At 76.4% G+C, this 17,821-nt stretch carries 15 protein-coding genes; 9 read left to right on the plus strand and 6 right to left on the minus strand.

What is annotated here, in order from left to right; genetic code table 11:
* Nucleotides 1-342: 342 nt before the first annotated feature.
* Entirely contained in the window at nucleotides 343-1,578 is a 1,236-nt protein-coding gene (locus NT8_RS03950; RefSeq protein ID WP_245646022.1) for an ROK family protein, read from the plus strand.
* Nucleotides 1,579-1,611: 33 nt separating this feature from the next.
* Here NT8_RS03950 and NT8_RS03955 read toward each other — a convergent pair whose 3' ends face one another.
* Genes NT8_RS03955 through NT8_RS03970 form a run of 4 tightly spaced genes read right to left on the minus strand, consistent with a single transcriptional unit; the run spans nucleotide 1,612 to nucleotide 6,736 of the window.
* Nucleotides 1,612-3,540, minus strand: coding sequence for an amylo-alpha-1,6-glucosidase (locus NT8_RS03955; protein ID WP_067964348.1), 1,929 nt, complete (start codon nucleotides 3,538-3,540; stop codon nucleotides 1,612-1,614).
* Entirely contained in the window at nucleotides 3,540-4,874 is a 1,335-nt protein-coding gene (locus NT8_RS03960; RefSeq protein ID WP_067964350.1) for an MGH1-like glycoside hydrolase domain-containing protein, read from the minus strand. Before NT8_RS03960 ends, NT8_RS03955 begins: the two co-directional genes overlap by 1 nt.
* Nucleotides 4,871-5,683, minus strand: coding sequence for a sugar phosphate isomerase/epimerase family protein (locus tag NT8_RS03965; protein WP_067964352.1), 813 nt, complete (start codon nucleotides 5,681-5,683; stop codon nucleotides 4,871-4,873). The genes NT8_RS03960 and NT8_RS03965 overlap by 4 nt, the downstream gene beginning before the upstream one ends.
* A gap of 6 nt (nucleotides 5,684-5,689) precedes the next feature.
* Nucleotides 5,690-6,736, minus strand: coding sequence for a zinc-dependent alcohol dehydrogenase (locus NT8_RS03970; protein ID WP_067964354.1), 1,047 nt, complete (start codon nucleotides 6,734-6,736; stop codon nucleotides 5,690-5,692).
* Between the two features lie 226 nt (nucleotides 6,737-6,962).
* Here NT8_RS03970 and NT8_RS03975 point away from each other — a divergent pair, with 226 nt between their 5' ends.
* The 7 genes from NT8_RS03975 to NT8_RS04000 all read left to right on the plus strand — a co-directional run bounded on the left by NT8_RS03975 (nucleotide 6,963) and on the right by NT8_RS04000 (nucleotide 14,631).
* Entirely contained in the window at nucleotides 6,963-8,351 is a 1,389-nt protein-coding gene (locus tag NT8_RS03975) for an ABC transporter substrate-binding protein (protein ID WP_067964356.1), read from the plus strand.
* Nucleotides 8,352-8,436: 85 nt separating this feature from the next.
* The gene (locus NT8_RS03980) at nucleotides 8,437-9,450 is read left to right on the plus strand and encodes a carbohydrate ABC transporter permease (RefSeq protein ID WP_067964358.1); all 1,014 of its coding nucleotides are present in this window, start codon (nucleotides 8,437-8,439) and stop codon (nucleotides 9,448-9,450) included.
* Entirely contained in the window at nucleotides 9,447-10,313 is an 867-nt protein-coding gene (locus NT8_RS03985) for a carbohydrate ABC transporter permease (protein WP_067964360.1), read from the plus strand. Before NT8_RS03980 ends, NT8_RS03985 begins: the two co-directional genes overlap by 4 nt.
* 41 nt (nucleotides 10,314-10,354) lie before the next feature.
* Nucleotides 10,355-11,527: an ROK family protein gene (locus NT8_RS03990; protein WP_067964362.1), complete on the plus strand. Its 1,173-nt coding sequence runs from the start codon at nucleotides 10,355-10,357 to the stop codon at nucleotides 11,525-11,527.
* Nucleotides 11,524-12,405, plus strand: a complete 882-nt coding sequence (locus NT8_RS03995; RefSeq protein ID WP_067964364.1) for a Gfo/Idh/MocA family protein — start codon at nucleotides 11,524-11,526, stop codon at nucleotides 12,403-12,405. Before NT8_RS03990 ends, NT8_RS03995 begins: the two co-directional genes overlap by 4 nt.
* 314 nt (nucleotides 12,406-12,719) lie before the next feature.
* Nucleotides 12,720-12,887, plus strand: a complete 168-nt coding sequence (locus NT8_RS29120) for a hypothetical protein (protein ID WP_157515503.1) — start codon at nucleotides 12,720-12,722, stop codon at nucleotides 12,885-12,887.
* A 238-nt stretch (nucleotides 12,888-13,125) separates the two neighbouring features.
* Nucleotides 13,126-14,631 carry a DEAD/DEAH box helicase gene (locus tag NT8_RS04000; protein ID WP_067964365.1) on the plus strand — a complete coding sequence of 502 codons (1,506 nt, stop codon included), beginning with the start codon at nucleotides 13,126-13,128 and terminating at the stop codon, nucleotides 14,629-14,631.
* 493 nt (nucleotides 14,632-15,124) lie between these two features.
* Here the strand turns inward: NT8_RS04000 and NT8_RS04005 are convergent, their stop codons facing one another.
* A complete protein-coding gene (locus NT8_RS04005) occupies nucleotides 15,125-15,391 on the minus strand; it encodes a hypothetical protein (RefSeq protein WP_157515504.1) in 267 nt (88 codons plus the stop codon).
* A gap of 81 nt (nucleotides 15,392-15,472) precedes the next feature.
* On the minus strand, nucleotides 15,473-17,065 hold the full coding sequence (locus NT8_RS31180; RefSeq protein WP_067964369.1) for an LLM class flavin-dependent oxidoreductase: 1,593 nt from the start codon (nucleotides 17,063-17,065) through the stop codon (nucleotides 15,473-15,475).
* 108 nt (nucleotides 17,066-17,173) lie between these two features.
* On the opposite strand from NT8_RS31180, the gene NT8_RS04015 reads away from it, so the two are divergent.
* Nucleotides 17,174-17,809, plus strand: coding sequence for a MarR family winged helix-turn-helix transcriptional regulator (locus tag NT8_RS04015; protein WP_084468628.1), 636 nt, complete (start codon nucleotides 17,174-17,176; stop codon nucleotides 17,807-17,809).
* Nucleotides 17,810-17,821: the final 12 nt, after the last annotated feature.

Raw genomic sequence — 17,821 nt, forward strand, 5'->3', positions numbered from 1 at the left:
GGGCCCGGACGCGCCGCTCGGGTGAAGGCATTGTTAAGCCGCTGAACAAAGAAAGTCAAGATATCGTGTGACGTGGATTACCGGGCCGCGCGGTGCGGCAGGGGCGGACGGGACCGGCGCCGCGGCCGCCGGGCGCACCGCCCCCGGTGCCGCGCACCCGGGGGCGCACCGGGGCCGCCGCCCGCCGACCTCCGGTCCGGGCGGCCGGAGGGTAACCTCGTGACGTCGACCCGCCGGGCGGCCCGTCCGGGCACCGCCCGACGGGCGCGGGACGGCGAGCGGCGGAGGGGGCGCATGAACGGGGCGGGGCGGTCCATACCCCACGCGAGCAGCCGGGCGGCGGTGCTGGACGTCATCCGCGCCGCGGGCACCATCAGCCGGGTCGGCATCATCGAGGCCACCGGGTTCACCGGGGCCACCATCTCCACCGTCGTCCGCGGGCTCATCGACGACGGCCTGGTCCTGGAGACCGGCCGCGCCGAGTCCACCGGCGGCAAGCCGCGCGTCCTCCTCCAGCTCAACCGGCCGGCCCGCTTCGCCGTCGGGGTCCACCTCGACCACTCCGGGCTGACCTACGTCCTCACCGACCTCTCCGGCGCCGTCGTCGCCCGCATGACCCGCGCCGGCGTCGGCGCCGAGGACCCGCCGCTCGTGGTCGGCCGGATGGCGCGCGAGGTCGACGCGCTCGTCGACGGCGCCGGGGTCGACCGCTCCCGCGTCCTGGGCCTCGGCCTGGTCGCCCCCGGCCCGCTCACCGCCGCCTCCGGCATGCGGCTCACCCCGCCGCCGATGCGCCACTGGGAGGACTACCCGCTGGACCGGGCGCTGCGCGAGGCCACCGGGATGCCCGTCGTCCTCGACAACGACGCCACCGCCGCCGCCCTGGGCGAGTACTGGTCCGGCTCCATCCAGGACACCTCGACGTTCGCCGCCCTCTACATGTGCACCGGCATCGGGTCGGGGCTCCTCGTCAACGGCCTCACCTACCACGGGGCCAGCGGCAACGCCGGCGAGATCGGGCACATCTGCGTCGACGCCGACGGCCCCGAGTGCTGGTGCGGGGCGCGCGGCTGCACCGAGGTCCTGGCCGGGCCCGCGTCGGTCGTGGCCGCCGCCCGCGCCGACCCCGCTCTCGCCCGCAGCGCCGGGCTGACCGGCGAACGCAAGCGCGTCCGGCCCACCGTCGCCGCCGAGTTCGCGTCGGTGGCGCGCGCCGCCCGCCGGGGCGACCCGGCCGCGCGCGCCCTGCTGGAGCGCTCCGCCCGCTACCTCGCGGTGGCCGCCCGCACCCTGGTCACCATCATGGACCTGGAGCTGCTCGTGCTCACCGGCGCCAGCCTGGCGATCGCCGGGTCCACCTACCTGCCCGTGGTGCGCGCCGAACTCGACCGCGCGTTCTTCGCCCGCGGCACCCACGCGGTGGACGTGCGGCTGTCGAAGTCGGCCGCCACCGCCCCCGCGATCGGCGCCGCCACCATGGTCCTGCAGACCGAACTCGTCCCGCTCAACCAGGGGCTGCGGGTGCCCGCCAACCTCGCCGCCTCCGACCCCCACCCCGCCCGCGCCGGCGGCGCCTGACCGGCCGCGGCCCGCGCGGGCCGCGGCCGCCGCTCACGCCCCGGGCGGCCCCGCCACCGCGGTCAGCAGCGCCAGCGGGGTGGCCGTCGCCCACGCCTGCGGCGAGCAGGCGTGCGGGTAGGGCACCGGTTCGGGGTGGTCGGCGCGGTCGTAGCCGGCCAGCACCTCCGGCAGCCGGAACCCGTTGCGGGCCGCCGCCGCCACCAGGCCCTCGGTCAGCCGCCCCGCCTCGGCGGCCAGCCCGTAGCGGGCCAGCCCCAGCGCGATCACGGCGTTGTCGTGCGGCCAGATACCGCCCCGGTGGTAGCTCAACGGGTGGTACGGCCGCTGGCCCGCGGCGAGCGTGCGCACCCCCCACCCCGAGAAGAAGTCCGGCCGCAGCAGCCGCCGGCCGATCGCCGCCCCCCACGCCGGGTCGGCCAGCCCCGAGAACAGCAGGTGCCCGGCGTTGGAGGCCAGCGCGTCGACCCGCCGCCCCGCACCGTCCAGCGCGATCGCCGGGAACCCGCCCGCCTCGGGCATCGGGAAGTCGCGGTGCACGTCCGCCCGCAGCCGGTCGGCGACCGCGGCCAGCCGGCCCGCGTACCCGGGGTCGCCCCACACCCGCTCGGCCAGGTCGGCGGTGCGGCGCAGCGCGTCGTAGGCGTAGCCCTGCGCCTCGCACACCGCGATCGGACCCTCGGCCTGGCGGCCGTCGGCCCAGCAGACCGCCCCCGCCGAGTCCTTCCAGCACTGGTTGACCAGGCCGGCGGGGTCGGGGGTGTACACCAGGTAGCCGGACGCGACCCCGCCGTCGCCCAGCATCCAGTCGACCGCCGCGCGGGCCGCCCCCTCCAGCTCGCGGGCCGGCCCGGTGTCGCCCGCCGCCTCGGTGTAGGCGTGCAGCAGCACCAGGAACAGCGGGGTGGAGTCGACCGCGCCGTAATAGCGGCCGTACGGCACCTGGCCGAAGTGCGCCAGTTCGCCCCGCCGCACCTCGTGCACGATCTTGCCCGGCCGCTCCACCCGCGCCGGGTCGTCGGCGCGCCCCTGCACCGCCGCCAGCGCGCGCAGGCTCGCCGCCGCCGGGCCCGCCCGGTACGGCAGCGCGAACAGCGAGGTCAGCAGGGCGTCGCGGCCGAACAGGGTGAGGAACCAGGGCACCCCCGCCCCCGGGACGAGCAGCGGCGCGCCGTCGGGGCCGGGCACGGGCACCCGCAGCGCCGCCAGGTCGGCGAGCCCCTGGTCGCAGGCGCGCAGCAGGTCGGGGTCGCCGCCCCGGTCGCGCGGGTGCGGCGCGGCGCCGGTGAACTCCGCGGCCTCGGCCGCGTCGGCCGCCGCGACGCGCGCCGGCGGCACCGGCGCGGGGACGGGGCCGGCCGCCCCGTCCGGCCCGGTGCGCACCCGCGCGTTGAGGGTGACGGCGGCCTCGCCGTGGGCGGGCAGCCGCAGCTCCCACTCGGCGGTGCACGCGTCGGACCCGGCGCGCACGGTGTCGGGCGGCGGGTCGGCGGTGACCGTGGTCGACGCCGCCCAGGCGCCCCGCCGGTAGCCGAACACCAGCCCGCCGGGCTCGGCCGACCGCTCGTGCCGAGCGTCGGGCTTGGGGTAGCGGCGGCCGTCGGAGCGGAGCTCGAACTGGTCGGCGAAGTCGGCGTCGGCCAGGTAGCGCAGCCGCACGGTGATCGGCTCGGCCGTGTGGTTGACCACCCGCACCCGCTCCGCCAGCCCGAACGCGTCGACCGCCTGCTCGCGCAGCACCAGGTAGGGCGGTGGGGCGTCGCGGGTGCCCGGCGGCACCAGCACCCCCGGCGCCAGCGGGGTGAGCGCCGCGCCGTCGGCCTTGAGCCGCCACAGGCTCAGGTGGCGGGCGTCGTGGGCGAACAGCCCGTCGGGCGCGGTGCCGCGGGTGCCGTGGACGTCGCCGGTGGCGTCCACGGCGGCGAACACCCCCCGCCGGACCAGCAGCCGCCGGTCGGTCATCACACCTCCCGGCTCAGCAGGTCGAGGACGGTCGCCGCGGTCCAGCTGAAGTCGCGGGTGCCGCGCCCCTCGCCGCTGTAGGGGTCGACGTACTCGGCGAACCCGGTCCGCGCGGCCGCCGCCAGCATGGACGCCCGCAGCGCCGCCGCCTGCGCGGGCGCGCCGTGCCGCAGCAGGCCCAGGTGGACCAGCCACGACATGTTGAACCACCCCGGGCCGCGCCAGTAGCGGCCCGGCTCGAACGCGGGCCCGGTCAGGTCGTAACTCGGTACCAGGTGCACGCCGCCCACCCGGAACCGCTCGCCGAGCGCCGTGCGCAGCAGGTCGGCCGCCACCGGCAGCCCGGGGACGGCCAGCGGCACCAGCCCGGCCACCCCGTACTCGCGGATGGGGGCGCCGCCGATGAGGTCCCGGCACAGGAACAGGCCGGCGCCGGGGTCCCACAGGGCGCCCACCAGCGCCTCGGTGAGGGCCGCCGCGCGCTCGCGGTGCGGCGCGGGGTCGCCCCCCAGCTCGGCGGTGATGTCGGCCAGGGCGTGCTCCGACAGCACCAGCAGCGCGTTGAACGACGGGTCCTCCACGGCGAACCCGAACGGGGTGGCGCGGTCGTCGTAGCCGTGGTCGCGGTAGTCGGCGGCCAGCCGGACGTAGCGGCCGTAGTCGAGGTCGGTGGGCCGGTCGGCGACGTCGGCGTGGTCGAGGTCGCGCCGCCGGAAGCTGCCCGCAGCGGCCGGCTCCACCCGGGCCAGCGGGGCGTCCCACGCCGGGCTGTTGTCCATGCCCGACTCCCACGGGTGCACGACCGCGGCCAGCCCCCGCCCACCCAGGTCGCGGCGGTCGGCCAGGTAGCGGTGCCAGGCCGCGAGCCCCGGCCGCACCCGCTCCAGGAACCCGCGCCGCCGCGACGCCACCGGGTCGGCCCGGTGGGTCTCCCACGCCGCCAGGGCGTGCACCGGCGGCTGCACGATGCCCGACGTGGGCACACCGGGCGGCGCCGAACCCGCCGACGCCGACCGCCAGAAGTCGGGGCCGGGGAAGTACGCGCCGGGCGGCGTGGCCGGGTGGAACGCGATGTGCGGCAGCCGGCCGTCGGCCCACTGCGCGCCCAGCATCGACTCCAGCTCCCGCTGCGCCCGGTACGGCGAGATGTGCCGCAGGCCGAGCATGATGAACGCGGAGTCCCAGCTCCACTGGTGCGGGTAGAGCGTGCGCGAGGGCAGCGTGGAGCTGCCCGTCCAGTTGCCGAGCAGCACCCGGACGGCGGCCCGGCGCAGGTCGGCGTCCGTAGCGGCGGGGGCGGCCGGGGCGTCCGCCGCCACTGGGGCGGCGGTCACGCGGCGACCTTGCGCACGAACGGCGGCACGCCGCGCAGCGCGGAGTCGGGGTCGCCGGACAGCCGGCACTCCACGGCCGTCCACCCGCTGTAGCCGATGGCGTCGAGCGCGGCGAAGAACACCGGCCAGTCGATGTGCCCGGCCCCCGGCTGGAACCGGTTGGAGTCGCTGACCTGCACGTGGCCGATCAGCGGGCCGGCGGCCAGCACCGCCGCCGCGGGGTCGGCCTCCTCGATGTTCATGTGGTAGCTGTCGATGCCGATGCGCACCGCCGGCGACCCGGCGGCGCGGATGAGGTCGGCGGCCTGGTCGATCCGGTTGACCATGTGGTCCTCGTAGCGGTTGAGCGGCTCCAGGAACAGGGTGGTGCCCTCGCGCTCGGCGTGGGCGCCCAGCTCGGCCAGGCCCGCCAGCAGCACCTCGCGGTCCTCGGCCTCGCTGCGCGGCGGCTCGAACGGCGGCAGCCGCCGGGAGAACATGCCGTAGGAGGCGGGCGTCTGCGCGCCCACCCCGCCGATCTCGGCGATGACCGACAGCTGGGACTTCATCTGCTCGACGGCGTCGCGGCGCAGGTCGGGGTCGAACGCGCCGAAGAAGTGCGGCATGTCGACGCACACGGTCGGCAGCACGACCCCGTCGCGCAGGGCGCGGCGCAGCTCCGGCAGCCGGTCGCGGAGCGCGAAGGCGCTCCTGCCGCGCAGTTCGATGCCGTCGTAGCCGGCGGCGCGCGCGTACTCCCACTTGTCCTGCAGGGTGGTGCCGGGCAGCAGCTGCTCCTGGCAGGCCAGTCGCGGTGTGGTGGCGGTCATCGGGGTTCAGAACTCCAAAACGATCTGCAGGGCGTCCTGCGGCCGCTCGTCGAGCAGCCGGTAGGCGGTGGTGGCGTCGGCGACCGGGATCTGGTGGCTGACGAGCGGCTTGACCTCGACCCGGCCGTCGGCGACCAGGTCGAGGAAGGTCTGCTGGAGCCGGTCGACGCTCCACCGCCCGGACAGGCGCGGCGGGACGCCGCCGATCTGCGAGGAGACCAGCTCGATGCGGTTGTGGTGGAACTCCTCGCCCAGCCGCAGGCCGTCGCCGCCGCCCTGGTAGAACCCGGCGGCGACCACGCGGCCGCCCACGGTGGTGGCGCGCACCGCCTCGTGCAGGGCGGCGTAGGCGCCGCTCAGCTCGACGGCGGTGTCGGCGCCGGTGCCCGAGGTGAGGTCGCGGACGCGTTCGGCGACGCGTTCGGTGCGGGCGTTGAGCACGGCCGACGCGCCGAACCGCTCGGCGGCGGCCAGCCGCGCCTCCAGGGCGTCGACGGCGAGCACCCGGCCCCCGCTGAGCGCGGTGAGGCGGGTGGCGAGCAGGCCGATGACGCCCTGGCCGAACACCGCCACGGTCTCGCCGAGGTTGACCTCGGCCGCCAGCACGGCGTTGAGGGCGATGGCGCCCACCCGGGCGAACGCGCCGGCCAGCGGGTCGAGGCCGACGGGCAGCCGGTGGCCGACCATGCGCGCCGCCGGGACCACGCCCTCGCTGCGGTGGCCCCAGATGCCCCACACGAGGTCGCCGACCCGGGGCACCCCGGGCAGGTCGGCGCAGTCGGGGGCGGCCTCCACGACCTCGCCGACCTCGGAGTAGCCCCAGCCCACGACGGGGTACTCCAGCCCGGCGGTGGACTCGTCGAACAGGCGCGACGCCGGGTTCCACGCCCGGGTCAGGTAGGGGTTGGTGCCGCGGTAGGCCGTCAGCTCGGTCCCCGCGGAGATGCCGGAGAAGCGGGTGCGCACTCTGAGGTGGCCCGGTGGCAGCGGCGCCCGCTGGTAGCCGGCGACCTCGACCTGGCGCGGTCCGGTGAACTGGACGACTGTCTCCAACAGGGGCTCCCGTGGACGGGCCGCCGCCGCGGCGCCGGAGGCGGAGTGCGGCGGGCATAACAGTAAAGGTTTCGTCGAAGCTACCTCTATCTTAGGCCTTGTCAATACGCAAAAGTAGTGTTCTCATGATGCGCACCGAAGATGGAGGGGACGGATCGCGGGACCGGCCGGACACCCGGACACCCGCGCCACCGCCCCACCGAATCCCACGTGCGAGAGGCAGACGATGCGAAGGTCCCGCCGCCTGACGGCGCTCGCCGCGTCGGCCGCCGCCGGCCTGCTGCTCAGCTCCTGCGCGGCGCGGCCGGCCGAGGACGACGGCTCGACGATCACCGTGTGGAGCCTGGAGAACATCACCGAGAGGGCGGCCGCCACCCAGCGGATCGTCGACCGGTTCACCGCAGATACCGGCATCGAGGTGGAACTCGTCGGCGTGGACGAGAACCAGCTCGGCCAGCTCATCATGTCCGCCGCGGCCGCCGGCACCCTGCCCGACGTCATCGGGGCCGTGCCGCTGTCGTCGGTGCGCCTCATGGCCGCCAACGACCTCCTCGACACCGAGGCCGCCACCCGGATCGTCGACGACCTCGACCCCGCGACCTTCGACCCCCAGGCCCTGGAGCTGACCACCGAGGGCGACCGGCGGCTCGCCGTGCCCTCCGACGCCTGGGCGCAGCTCCTCGTCTACCGCGCCGACCTGTTCGCCGACGCCGGCCTGGCCCCGCCCGACACCTACGCCGCCATCGAGGAGGCCGCCCGCACCCTCGACGGCCCCGACATGGACGGCATCTCCCTGGCCACCGACCCCGCCGACGCGTTCACCCAGCAGAGCTTCGAATACCTCGCCCTCGCCAACGGCTGCGAACTCGTGGACGGCGCCGGCGAGGTCCTGCTCGACAGCCCCGAATGCCGGCGCGCCTTCGCGTTCTACGGCGGCCTGGTCACCGACCACTCCGCCGAGGGCACCCAGACCGTCGACTCCACCCGCGCCACCTACTTCGCCGGCCGCTCCGCCATGATCGTCTGGTCCTCCTTCCTGCTCGACGAGCTCGCCGGACTCCGCGACGACGCCCTGCCGAGCTGCCCCGAATGCCGCGACGACCCCCGCTGGCTGGCCGACAACAGCGGCGTCGTCACCGCCGTCCAGGGCCCCGACGGCGACGCCCCCGCCCAGTTCGGCGAGATCACCTCGTGGGCGGTCACCACCACCGCCCACACGGGCTCCGCGCGGACCTTCGTCGAGCACATGCTGGACGAGGGCTACGCCGACTGGTTCGGCATGGCCCCCGAGGGCAAGTTCCCCGCCCGCTCCGGCACCCCCGACGACCCCGACCGGTTCCAGCGCGCCTGGGACGCCGCCGACGCCGGCGTGGACACCCGCGCCCCGCTCGCCGACGTCTACCCGCCCGAGGTCCTCGACCAGCAGCGCAACGGCATCGGCAGCATGCAGCGGTGGGGGATCACCCAGGGGCAGGGCCGGCTCGTCGGCGCCACCATGGGCGAACTCCCCGTCCCGCAGGCCGTCAGCGCCATCGCCGGCGGCCAACTCGACCCGGCCGAGGCCGCCGAGCAGGCCGACGCCGACGTCACCGCCATCCAGACGTCGCTCCAGTAGCCGTCCACCCAGCCGTCCACCGCAGCCGTCCACCGCGGTGCGGGGCCGCCGCCCCGCCGCCCGACCGTCCATCCGAGGTGGCCACATGACCCGACCGTCCCCCGGGACCTCCGCCCGCCCCGCCGGCCCGCCCGGCGCCGCCCGCGGCCGGCCCGCCCGCCGCACCACCGCCGCCGCCCGGGAGAACCGGGCCGGCCTGGCGTTCGTCTCGCCGACCCTGATCGTGGTCCTCGCGGTCGTCGTGCTGCCGATCCTGTGGACGGTGCTGCTCGCCTTCCAGCGCACCCGCCTGGTCGACATCCAGACCACCGGCCTGTTCGGGAACTGGACGCTGCGCAACTTCGAGCTCGTCTTCACCTCGCCCGGCTTCTGGTCCTCGCTGTGGACCACCCTGCTGTACACGGTCGGGTCCACCGCCGGGTCGATCGCCCTCGGCCTCGTCGCCGCGCTGGCGCTGCGCCGCCCGTTCCGCGGCCGGGGCCTGCTGCGCGGGTCGATGCTGGTGCCCTACGTGGCGCCGGTCGTCGCCGTCACCTTCGTCTGGGAGGTCATGCTCAGCCCCCAGTACGGCATCGTCAACGAGTGGGGCACCGAACTCCTCGGCTGGGACGCCCCCATCGCGTTCCTCAGCCAGCGCAACGCCGACGTCAGCGTCCTCGGGGTGCAGCTGCCCGTCCCGGTCGCCCTGCTGACCGTCATCGTGTTCGAGATCTGGCGGTACTTCCCGTTCGCGTTCCTGTTCCTGCTCGCCCGGCTCCAGGCCGTGCCCAACGGGCTGGAGGAGGCCGCCACCATCGACGGCGCCGGCCTGTGGCAGACCTTCCGGCACATCCTGCTGCCCCAGCTCATGCCGGTGATCTCGCTGCTGGCTGTGCTCCGGCTGATCATGACCTTCAACAAGTTCGACGACGTCTACCTGCTCACGGGCGGCGGCGCCGGCACCGACGTGGTCGCGGTCCGCGTGTACGAGTTCCTCACCGCGCGCTTCGACGTCGGCGCCGCCGCCGCGCAGGCGCTGGTGCTGGCCGCGGTCCTCACCGTGCTGCTCGGCGTGTACTTCGCGTTCTTCGCCCGCCGGACCCAGGAGGAGGCACAGTGACCCGCGCCGGATTCGAGAAGCGGGTGTTCGGGGCCCTGCGCTGGGTGGTGATCGCCTTCCTCGCGGTGATCACCCTCTTCCCCTTCTACTACATGGCCGTGCTGTCGGTGAAGCCGATCGACCAGCTGCTGCTCGACCCCGGGCGCATCTGGGTGTCGGCGTCGGAGTTCACCCTCGACACCTACCGCACCGTGCTGGCCTCCACCGATGACGGCGGGCAGGGGTTCCTCCGGCTGCTCGCCAACTCCGCCGTGGTGTCGCTGGGCACGGTCGCGCTCACCCTGCTGGCGTCGATCCCCGGCGCCTACGCGGTCAGCCGGCTGAGGTTCTTCGGCGGCCGCCAGGTCAGCGCCCTGTTCCTGGCCGTGTACCTGTTCCCCGCCACGCTGCTGGCCGTCCCGCTGTTCGTCATCTTCGCCCGCATCGGGCTCCAGGGCAGCCTCGTGGGACTCGCCGTCGTCTACATCGCGCAGACCGTGCCCGTGTCGATCTACATGCTGCGCAACTACTTCGCGACCATTCCGAAGAGCATCGAGGAGGCCGCGGCGCTCGATGGCTGCTCACGGCCCGCGATCGTGCGTAAGATCGTTCTGCCGCTCGCCGCGCCGTCGCTGATGGCCACCGGACTCTACGTCTTCATGATCGCCTGGAACGAGTTCCTGTTCGCACTGCTCTTCCTGGCCGCCGACCCGAGCCTGTGGACCGTCTCGCTCGGCCTGCAGCAGCTCGCCAACGGCATCGAGGTGCCCAAGACCGTGCTCATGGCCGGATCGGTCGTGCTCACCGTCCCGGTCGTCGCGCTGTTCTACGCGGCCGAGCGCATGCTGACCGAGGGGCTCACCAGCGGGGCCGACAAGAGCTGACCGCGCCGTCGGGCGCCGCACCACACGCGAGGAGGGAGACGATGGCCACCGCACCCACGAGCGCCGGGAGCATGCTGCAGCTCGTCCGCAGCGGCCAGGCGAACACGCGGCGCGAACTCCAGGCGCTCACCGGCCTGTCGCGCTCCACGGTGGCGCACCGGCTCGACCTGCTGCTCGACGTGGGCTGGCTGGAGGAGTCCGGTGTCGACTCCTCCTCCGGCGGCCGCCCGCCCACCCGGCTCCGCTTCAACGAGGGCCACGCCGTGGTCCTCGCCGCCAGCCTCGACACCACCCGCGCCCGCGCCGCCGTCCTCGACCTCGGCGGGCGCCCCCTCGCCGAGCACAGCGGCGACCTGCACGTCTCCGACGGCCCCGAACCCGTCCTCGACACCCTCGCCGGCTGGTTCACCGACCTGCTGGAGCGGGCCGGGCGCCGCGCCGACGAGGTCTGCGGCATCGGGGTGGCCGTCCCCGGGCCGGTCGAGTTCGAGACCGGCCGCGTCGTCCGGCCGCCCATCATGCCCGGCTGGGACGGCTACCCCATCCCCGACCACCTCCGCAAGACGTTCGACGCGCCCGTGCTCGTCGACAACGACGCCAACATGATGGCCCTCGGCGAACACGCCGCGGGCCACCCCGACTGCCCCGCGTTCGTCCTGGTCAAGGTCTCCACCGGCATCGGCGCCGGCGTCATCGTCTCCGGCGGCGTCTACCGCGGCATCGACGGCGGCGCCGGCGACATCGGCCACATCCGGCTGCACGACCGCGACGACGCCCTGTGCCAGTGCGGCTCCCGCGGCTGCCTGGCCGCCGTCGCCAGCGGCCGCGCCCTCGCCGCCGAACTCACCCGCCTCGGCGTCCCCACCGACTCCGGGTCCGGGGTCCGCGACCACCTCCGCGCCGACCTCCCCGAGGCCGTCCGGCTCGCCCGCGAGGCCGGGCGCCGCGTCGGCGAGGTCCTGACCACGGTCGTGTGCGTCCTCAACCCCGGCGTGCTCATGGTCTCCGGCGACCTCGCCGAGACCCACTTCGTGACCGGGGTGCGCGAGGTCCTGTACCAGCGCGCCCTGGCCCGGGCCACCCGCAACCTGCAGGTGGTCACCGGGCGGCTCGGCGACCGCGCCGGGCTGCACGGCGTCGGCCGCCTCGTGGTCGACCACCTGTACGCGCCCGCCCAGGCGGACGCCCGTCTCGCGGAAGGCACCGCACCATGAGCACACCCGTCCGTGTCGGACTCGTCGGAGCCGGCCCCTGGGCGGCGGACATGCACGCCCCCATGCTGGCCGCCGGACCCGAGACCGAACTCAGCGCGGTATGGGCGCGGCGCCCGGAGGCCGCCGCCGCCCTGGCCGCGCGCCACGGCGCCACCGCCGCCGCCTCGCTCGACGAGCTGTTCGACGCCTGCGAGGCCGTCGCCTTCGCCGTTCCGCCCGGCGTCCAGGCGCGGATCGCGCCGCGCGCCGCCGCCGCCGGGCGCGCCCTGCTGCTGGAGAAGCCGCTCGGATTCACCCTCGACGAGGCCCGCGCCGTGGCCGACGCCGTCGAGGAGGCCGGCGTGGTGTCGATGATGGTGCTCAGCAAGCGCTACCACCCGGAGACCCGCGCGTTCCTGGAGCGCGCCTCCCGGATGAAGGTCACCGGCGCCCGCTCCTGCTTCCTGCACGGCGTCTTCCTCGGTGGGGACATGGCCACGCCGTGGCGGTTGGAGTACGGCGCCCTGCTCGACCTCGGACCGCACCTGCTCGACCTGGTCGACGCGGCCGTCGGCCCCATCACCGGTATCCGCGCGACGGGCGACCCGCGCACCTGGATCGAACTCACCTGCGAGCACGAGAACGGCGCCGTCAGCCAGTCGTCGCTGTCGGGGGCGGTGCGGCTGCCCACCGGCCACACCTCCATCGAGCTGTACGGGCCCGAGGAGACCCTGGTGCTCGACGGCGACGCGATGGACCACGACCAGTGCTGGCCGGTGCTGCGCCGGGAGTTCGCCGCGGCCGTGCGCACCGGCACCCCGCCCGACCTCGACGCCCGCCGGGGCCTGCGCCTCCAGGAGCTGCTGGAACTCGCCGCCGCCGACGCCCACGCGTCCTGACCCGGCCCGGCCGCCGGCCCCGCCGCGGGGCCGGCGGCCGCCGTGCGCGGACGCGCGGACAGGGCGGCCGTCCGCCCTGTTCCGTCCCCCGCCGTGACCGGCGTTACCCCGCGCCGTCCCCCCATCGTGGTGCGGACGTGCTAGGTTCGACGGAAGTTGCAGTCGTGGTTCCCATGGAATGCGTGCGCGCCCGCCCTCACCGGCCAGGGCGCCCCTCCTCCCGGTCCGGTGGTCCTTCCTCCGGTGGGGTGATCATCACGGCGACGCGGAACCCCGCAGATCGCGGGTTCCGGCCGGCCCCTGAGGAGACCGACATGACCACCGGAACCGCACCGCGGTCCCACCACGACCCGGGCTCCGGCCCGTCCGCCACCGGCGGCACCGGAACCCCTGCCGACGACTCCACCCCGCGCCGCCGCGTCCCGGCCGCGCACCCCGGGGCGGGGGCCGTCACCCGGCCCGACCACACCGGTCCGGCCTGACCCCCGGAGCGGCCCACGCCGCACCCCGAGCCCGCCCCGCGCGGGCGCAGCACCGCCGCCCGCGTGCGAGGCGGCGCACCACCCCGGCCGCAGCGCCCCGCACCGCGCGGGCAACGGCCCCCGTCGAAGCCCTTCGCACATCCTCGCTTCGACGTCGTCTTCTCCGGTCCGTTCCCGCGGCCCGCCGCGCGGCTCCGCCGCCGACGGCCCCGGCGCGCACCGAACAGGGAGTTCCCCAGTGAACCGCACCACCATGTCCGCCTCCCGCCAGCGCCCCGCCCGACAGGGCGGCCGCGGCCGGGGCGGCCCCGCCCGCCCGGCCGGGCGCCCCGCGGCCGTCCAGGGCGAGTTCGCCCTGCCGACCACCATCACCCCGCCGCTCCCGGCGGTGGAGGCCTTCGCCGACCTCGACATGCCGGCGGCGCTCACCGCCGAGCTGCTCCGCAACGGCGTCACCGCCCCCTTCCCGATCCAGGCGGCGACCCTGCCGAACTCGCTGGCCGGGCGCGACGTCCTCGGCCGGGGCCGCACCGGCTCCGGCAAGACCCTCGCCTTCGGGCTCTCCCTGCTCGCCCGCACCCACGGGCGGCGGGCGGAGCCGCGCCAGCCCCTGGCGCTCGTCCTGGTGCCCACGCGCGAACTGGCCCAGCAGGTCACCGCCGCGCTGACCCCCTACTCCCGCGCGGTGCGGGTGCGCCTGGCCACCGTGGTCGGCGGCATGTCGCTCACCCGCCAGGCCGCCGCGCTGCGCTCCGGCGCCGAGATCGTCGTCGCCACCCCGGGGCGCCTGCGCGACCTGGTCGAGCGCGGCGACTGCCGCCTGGGCGAGGTCGAGGCGACCGTCCTGGACGAGGCCGACCAGATGGCCGACATGGGCTTCCTGCCCCAGGTCACCAACCTGCTGGAGCAGGTGCGGCCCGGTGGGCAGCGCCTGCTGTTCTCCGCCACCCTGGACCGCAACGTCGACCGGCTCGTGCGCCGGTTCCTGAGCGACCCGGTGGTCCACTCGGTCGACCCCTCCGCAGGGGCGGTCACCACCATGGAGCACCACGTCCTGCACGTGGACGACGCCGACCGGCACACCACCGCGACGCACATCGCGGCGCGCGAGGGCCGGGTCATCATGTTCATGGACACCAAGCGCTCCGTGGACCGGATGACCAAGACCCTGCTCGCCAACGGCGTGCACGCGGGGGCGCTGCACGGCGGCAAGTCGCAGGGGCAGCGCAACCGGACGCTCGACGGGTTCAAGAGCGGGCGCGTCACCGCCCTGGTCGCCACCAACGTGGCCGCCCGCGGCATCCACGTCGACGGCCTGGACCTCGTCCTCAACATCGACCCGCCCGCCGACCACAAGGACTACCTGCACCGCGGCGGTCGCACCGCCCGCGCGGGGGAGTCGGGCAGCGTGGTCACGCTCGTCGCCCCCTCCCAGCGCCGGGACATGGCGCGGCTGATGACGGCGGCCGGCATCACCCCGCACACCGCGCGGGTGCGGCCCGGCGACGCCGAACTCACCCGGGTCACCGGGGCTCGGGAGCCGTCGGGCATCCCGGTCGCCGTCGAGGCGCCCGCCGCCGCGCCGCCGCGCGGCCGGGGCGGTTCGGGCGCGCCGCGCGGCCGGAGCGGCTCCGCGCCGCGCCAGGCGCGGGACGGTTCGGTGCCGTCCGGCGAGCGCCGGGGCCACCGCGGCCGCGGCGGCCGGGGTTCCGCCCGCTCCGCCACCCGGGGCTCGGCCGTCTGACCCTCCCCGCCCGGCGGTCGGCCCTCGCCGCACCGCCGCACCGCCGTGCCACGTCCCGCCCCGTCGCCGGTCCCCGGCGGCGGGGCGGCGCCGTTCCCGGCGCTCCGCCGGCCCCGACCGCGGATTCCGGAGAATCCCGTGGGGCGCGCGGGAATTTCGGTGCCGCCCCCACCGTTGTGCCCGGTGCAGGACGATGCGGTACGTGTCCCCCGGGCCTCACCTATCGCCTTCGCGGAATACCGCGCCCGCGGACCCCTCGGGGTTCCGGGCGGTCTTTCGGAGCCGCGTTGTGCACCGCGCCGAGAGGCGACCGCCGCATCGGACCTGTACGCGTGACGGCCCCGGTGAGCCACGGCTCGCCGGGGCCGTCCGCCTTTTCCCGCCCCGTCCCGCCGGTCGGAACGCGACACCCGGCCGCCCCCGCACCTCCGCCCCCACCGCGCCGCAGAGAGCGGGGGAGCGGCGATGGCGGCGGACGGCCGCCCCGCCGCCCTCAGCCGCCGCGGCACGGCCGCCGCCGGAACGGGTCGGGCGACCGGCCCCGGGCGACACCGCCCACCACGGCGGCGACCTCCCGCGCGCCCTCGGCGGTGTCCGGGGCGAGGACGGCGACCGTCTCCGACACCGGCCGGTCGACCGTCAGCTCCCACTCGCCGTCGCGGTACAGGGCGACGGCCGGCCCGGCACGCCCGTCCGGCCCCCACCCCGGGCCGCCGGCCACGGGGGCGACGGCCACCCGGCCGGGCACACGGGCCGGCACCACCTCCAGACCCTCCTCGGCGGACGCGGCCGGGGAGCGGTGGGGGCCGCGCCCCCGGGCGGCCGGGGGCGCGGCGGGGGGTCAGCGGCCGCCGAAGCCGATGCGGGCCAGCGGCTCCACCAGTTCGCGCTCCTCATAGGACAGGTGGGAGAGCAGGGTGTCGGTGAGCAGGTCGACCGCCCGCTGCACGTCCGGCAGCCGCGCAGGGTCGCCCACCAGGGCGACCAGGGCCCGGTCGACGCGCTCCAGGACCTCGGCGATGGCCTCGTGCTCCTCCTGCAGCCGGTCCACCACGGGCGCCAGCCGGGGGTCGGCCCGCCGCAGGCGCGGGAACACGGCCCGGTCCTCCAGCGTGTGGTGGGTGGTGACGACCCGGCAGTAGCTCTCGCAGTAGGTGCCCAGCGTCCAGTTGTTCTGCCGCAGCGTCATGGTGGCGATCAGGTCGCGGGCCGCCCCGGCGCCCACGGAGCCCTCCGCGACCTGCCGGACGAGGTCGCGCAACTGCTCCAGTTCGGTGCGCAGGTGGTCGTGGACGTCGACGAGGTGCCGGCCGCCCGCGCGGTCGGCGTCGGTGTAGGAGCGGTCGGGGTCGGGCGCGGGTCCGACCGGGCGGGTCGACTCGTCCCACACCGCCTCGTCGCTGAACCGCTCGGCCGGCGGCGGGGTGGCGCGCACCCCGAGCGACGCGGGCGGCCCCCCGGCGGCGTCCGCGTCCACGGCGGCCGCCGCGCCGACCGGGGGAGCGGGCGCGGCGGAGGGCGCCGCAGGGGCGCCGGAGGCGGCGGACCGCCGCTCGGACGCGACCAGCTCGCGCACGGCGGGGGCGACCTCCTCGGCGAACCGGGCCAGGTCGGCGGGCGCCGAGGCCTCGGCCATCAGCACGATGTCGCTGATGCCCTCGGTGAGCGCGAGTTCGGCCAGCTGCTCCACCCACACCTTCGGCGGGCCCTGGAGGAACCCGCCGCCGGTGCCCGTGAACGAGCCGACCACGTTGTAGACCCGGCGCACCTCCGCCGGGTCGCGGCCGGCGGCGCGCGCCGCCTCGTCGATCACCGCGCCCATGGCGGCCAGCTCCTCCGGCGGGGCGTAGGGGGAGCTGGGCACCCAGCCGTCGGCCAGGCGGCCGGTCAGCCGGAGCATGCGCGGCTTGTAGGCGCCCAACCAGATGCCCATGTCGTGGACCGGGAACGGGCCGGGCTTGGCGCCGTCGAGCCGGTAGTGCGTGCCGCCGGTCCGGGCGCCCCGGCCCGGGGTCCACAGGGCGCGGATGACGCCGATGGCCTCCTCCAGGGCGTCGACCGCCTCCTTGGGGGTGCGGCGGGGGCCGCCGTTGGCGGCGATCGCGTCCCAGAAGGCGCCGGAGCCCAGCGCCAGTTCGGCGCGGCCCCCGCTGAGGATGTCCAGGCTCGCCGCGCTGCGGGCCAGGACGGCGGGCGGGCGCAGGGGGAGGTTGGCGACGTTGGGGAACAGCCGGACGCGCTCGGTGGCGGCCGCGATGAACGACAGCAGGGTCCAGGTGTCGAGGAACCGGGACTGGTAGGGGTGGTCCTGGACGCTCACATGGTCCAGGCCGAGCCGGTCGGCGAGCCGGGCCAGCTCCACCACGGCGTCGGCGTCGCCGGCGTCGGGGGTGAGGAAGGTTCCGAACCGCAGGTCGTGGCCGTAGTCGGGCATGGCGGTCCTCCGCGCGGGGATGATGTGGAGAAGTAGATCGTCAGAATCATAGAACGTATGCGGGACCTACTGTATGCCCGGCCGCACGTACGGACGTAGTCTGGGTGCATGCCTGCTGCGTCCCGCCCCGTCGGCACCCGCCCCGCCGACCCTCCGCCCGCCACCGGCCCGGGCGGCGCGCCCGCCCCGGGCGCCGGCCCCGGGCTGGAGAACGACCTGGGGTGGACCCTCGGGGTCGTCTTCCGTGCCTACGTGAAGCTCGCGGCCGACGCCGTCGCGGACGTCCCCGGCGGCCCCCGGGGCCGCCAGGTCCTCGCGGCCACGGCCCGCGAGGCGCCCGGAACGCAGCGGGCGCTCGCCCGCCGGCTCGGCGTCGACCGCACCGCGATGACCTACCTCATCGACGACCTGGCGGCGGCCGGGCTCGTGGAGCGCCGCCCCGACCCCGACGACCGCCGCAACCGCCGGGTCGTCGCCACCGACGACGGCCGCCGCGCCCTCGCCGCCGCCGACCGGCGGCTGACCCGGGTCGAGGAGCACCTGCTCGCCGGCCTCGCCCCCGGCGACGCCGCCGCCCTGCGCGGGCTGCTCGGCCGGCTCGCCCGGCACGTCGACGCCGCCGACCCGGTCGCCGACGCCTGCCAGGCGGTGGGGGACATCGCGGAGCACGAGGCGGCCACCCGCCCCGGGGGACCGGGCGCACGCGCCACGGCACGCCGCGCGGACGGCGCTGAGCGCACCTAGGTCGCGTTTTTT

Source organism: Nocardiopsis trehalosi NBRC 14201 (assembly GCF_001552555.1).
GTDB classification, from domain to species: domain Bacteria; phylum Actinomycetota; class Actinomycetes; order Streptosporangiales; family Streptosporangiaceae; genus Nocardiopsis_B; species Nocardiopsis_B trehalosi.

Coding starts and splice junctions, on each gene's coding strand:
- NT8_RS31180 (WP_067964369.1), bottom strand. CDS start 17,065: ATGCCCGACTACGGCCACGACCTGCGGTTCGGAACCTTCCTCACCCCC.
- NT8_RS03965 (WP_067964352.1), bottom strand. CDS start 5,683: ATGACCGCCACCACACCGCGACTGGCCTGCCAGGAGCAGCTGCTGCCC.
- NT8_RS03990 (WP_067964362.1), top strand. CDS start 10,355: ATGGCCACCGCACCCACGAGCGCCGGGAGCATGCTGCAGCTCGTCCGC.
- NT8_RS03995 (WP_067964364.1), top strand. CDS start 11,524: ATGAGCACACCCGTCCGTGTCGGACTCGTCGGAGCCGGCCCCTGGGCG.
- NT8_RS04015 (WP_084468628.1), top strand. CDS start 17,174: ATGCCTGCTGCGTCCCGCCCCGTCGGCACCCGCCCCGCCGACCCTCCG.
- NT8_RS03955 (WP_067964348.1), bottom strand. CDS start 3,540: ATGACCGACCGGCGGCTGCTGGTCCGGCGGGGGGTGTTCGCCGCCGTG.
- NT8_RS03975 (WP_067964356.1), top strand. CDS start 6,963: ATGCGAAGGTCCCGCCGCCTGACGGCGCTCGCCGCGTCGGCCGCCGCC.
- NT8_RS29120 (WP_157515503.1), top strand. CDS start 12,720: ATGACCACCGGAACCGCACCGCGGTCCCACCACGACCCGGGCTCCGGC.
- NT8_RS03980 (WP_067964358.1), top strand. CDS start 8,437: ATGACCCGACCGTCCCCCGGGACCTCCGCCCGCCCCGCCGGCCCGCCC.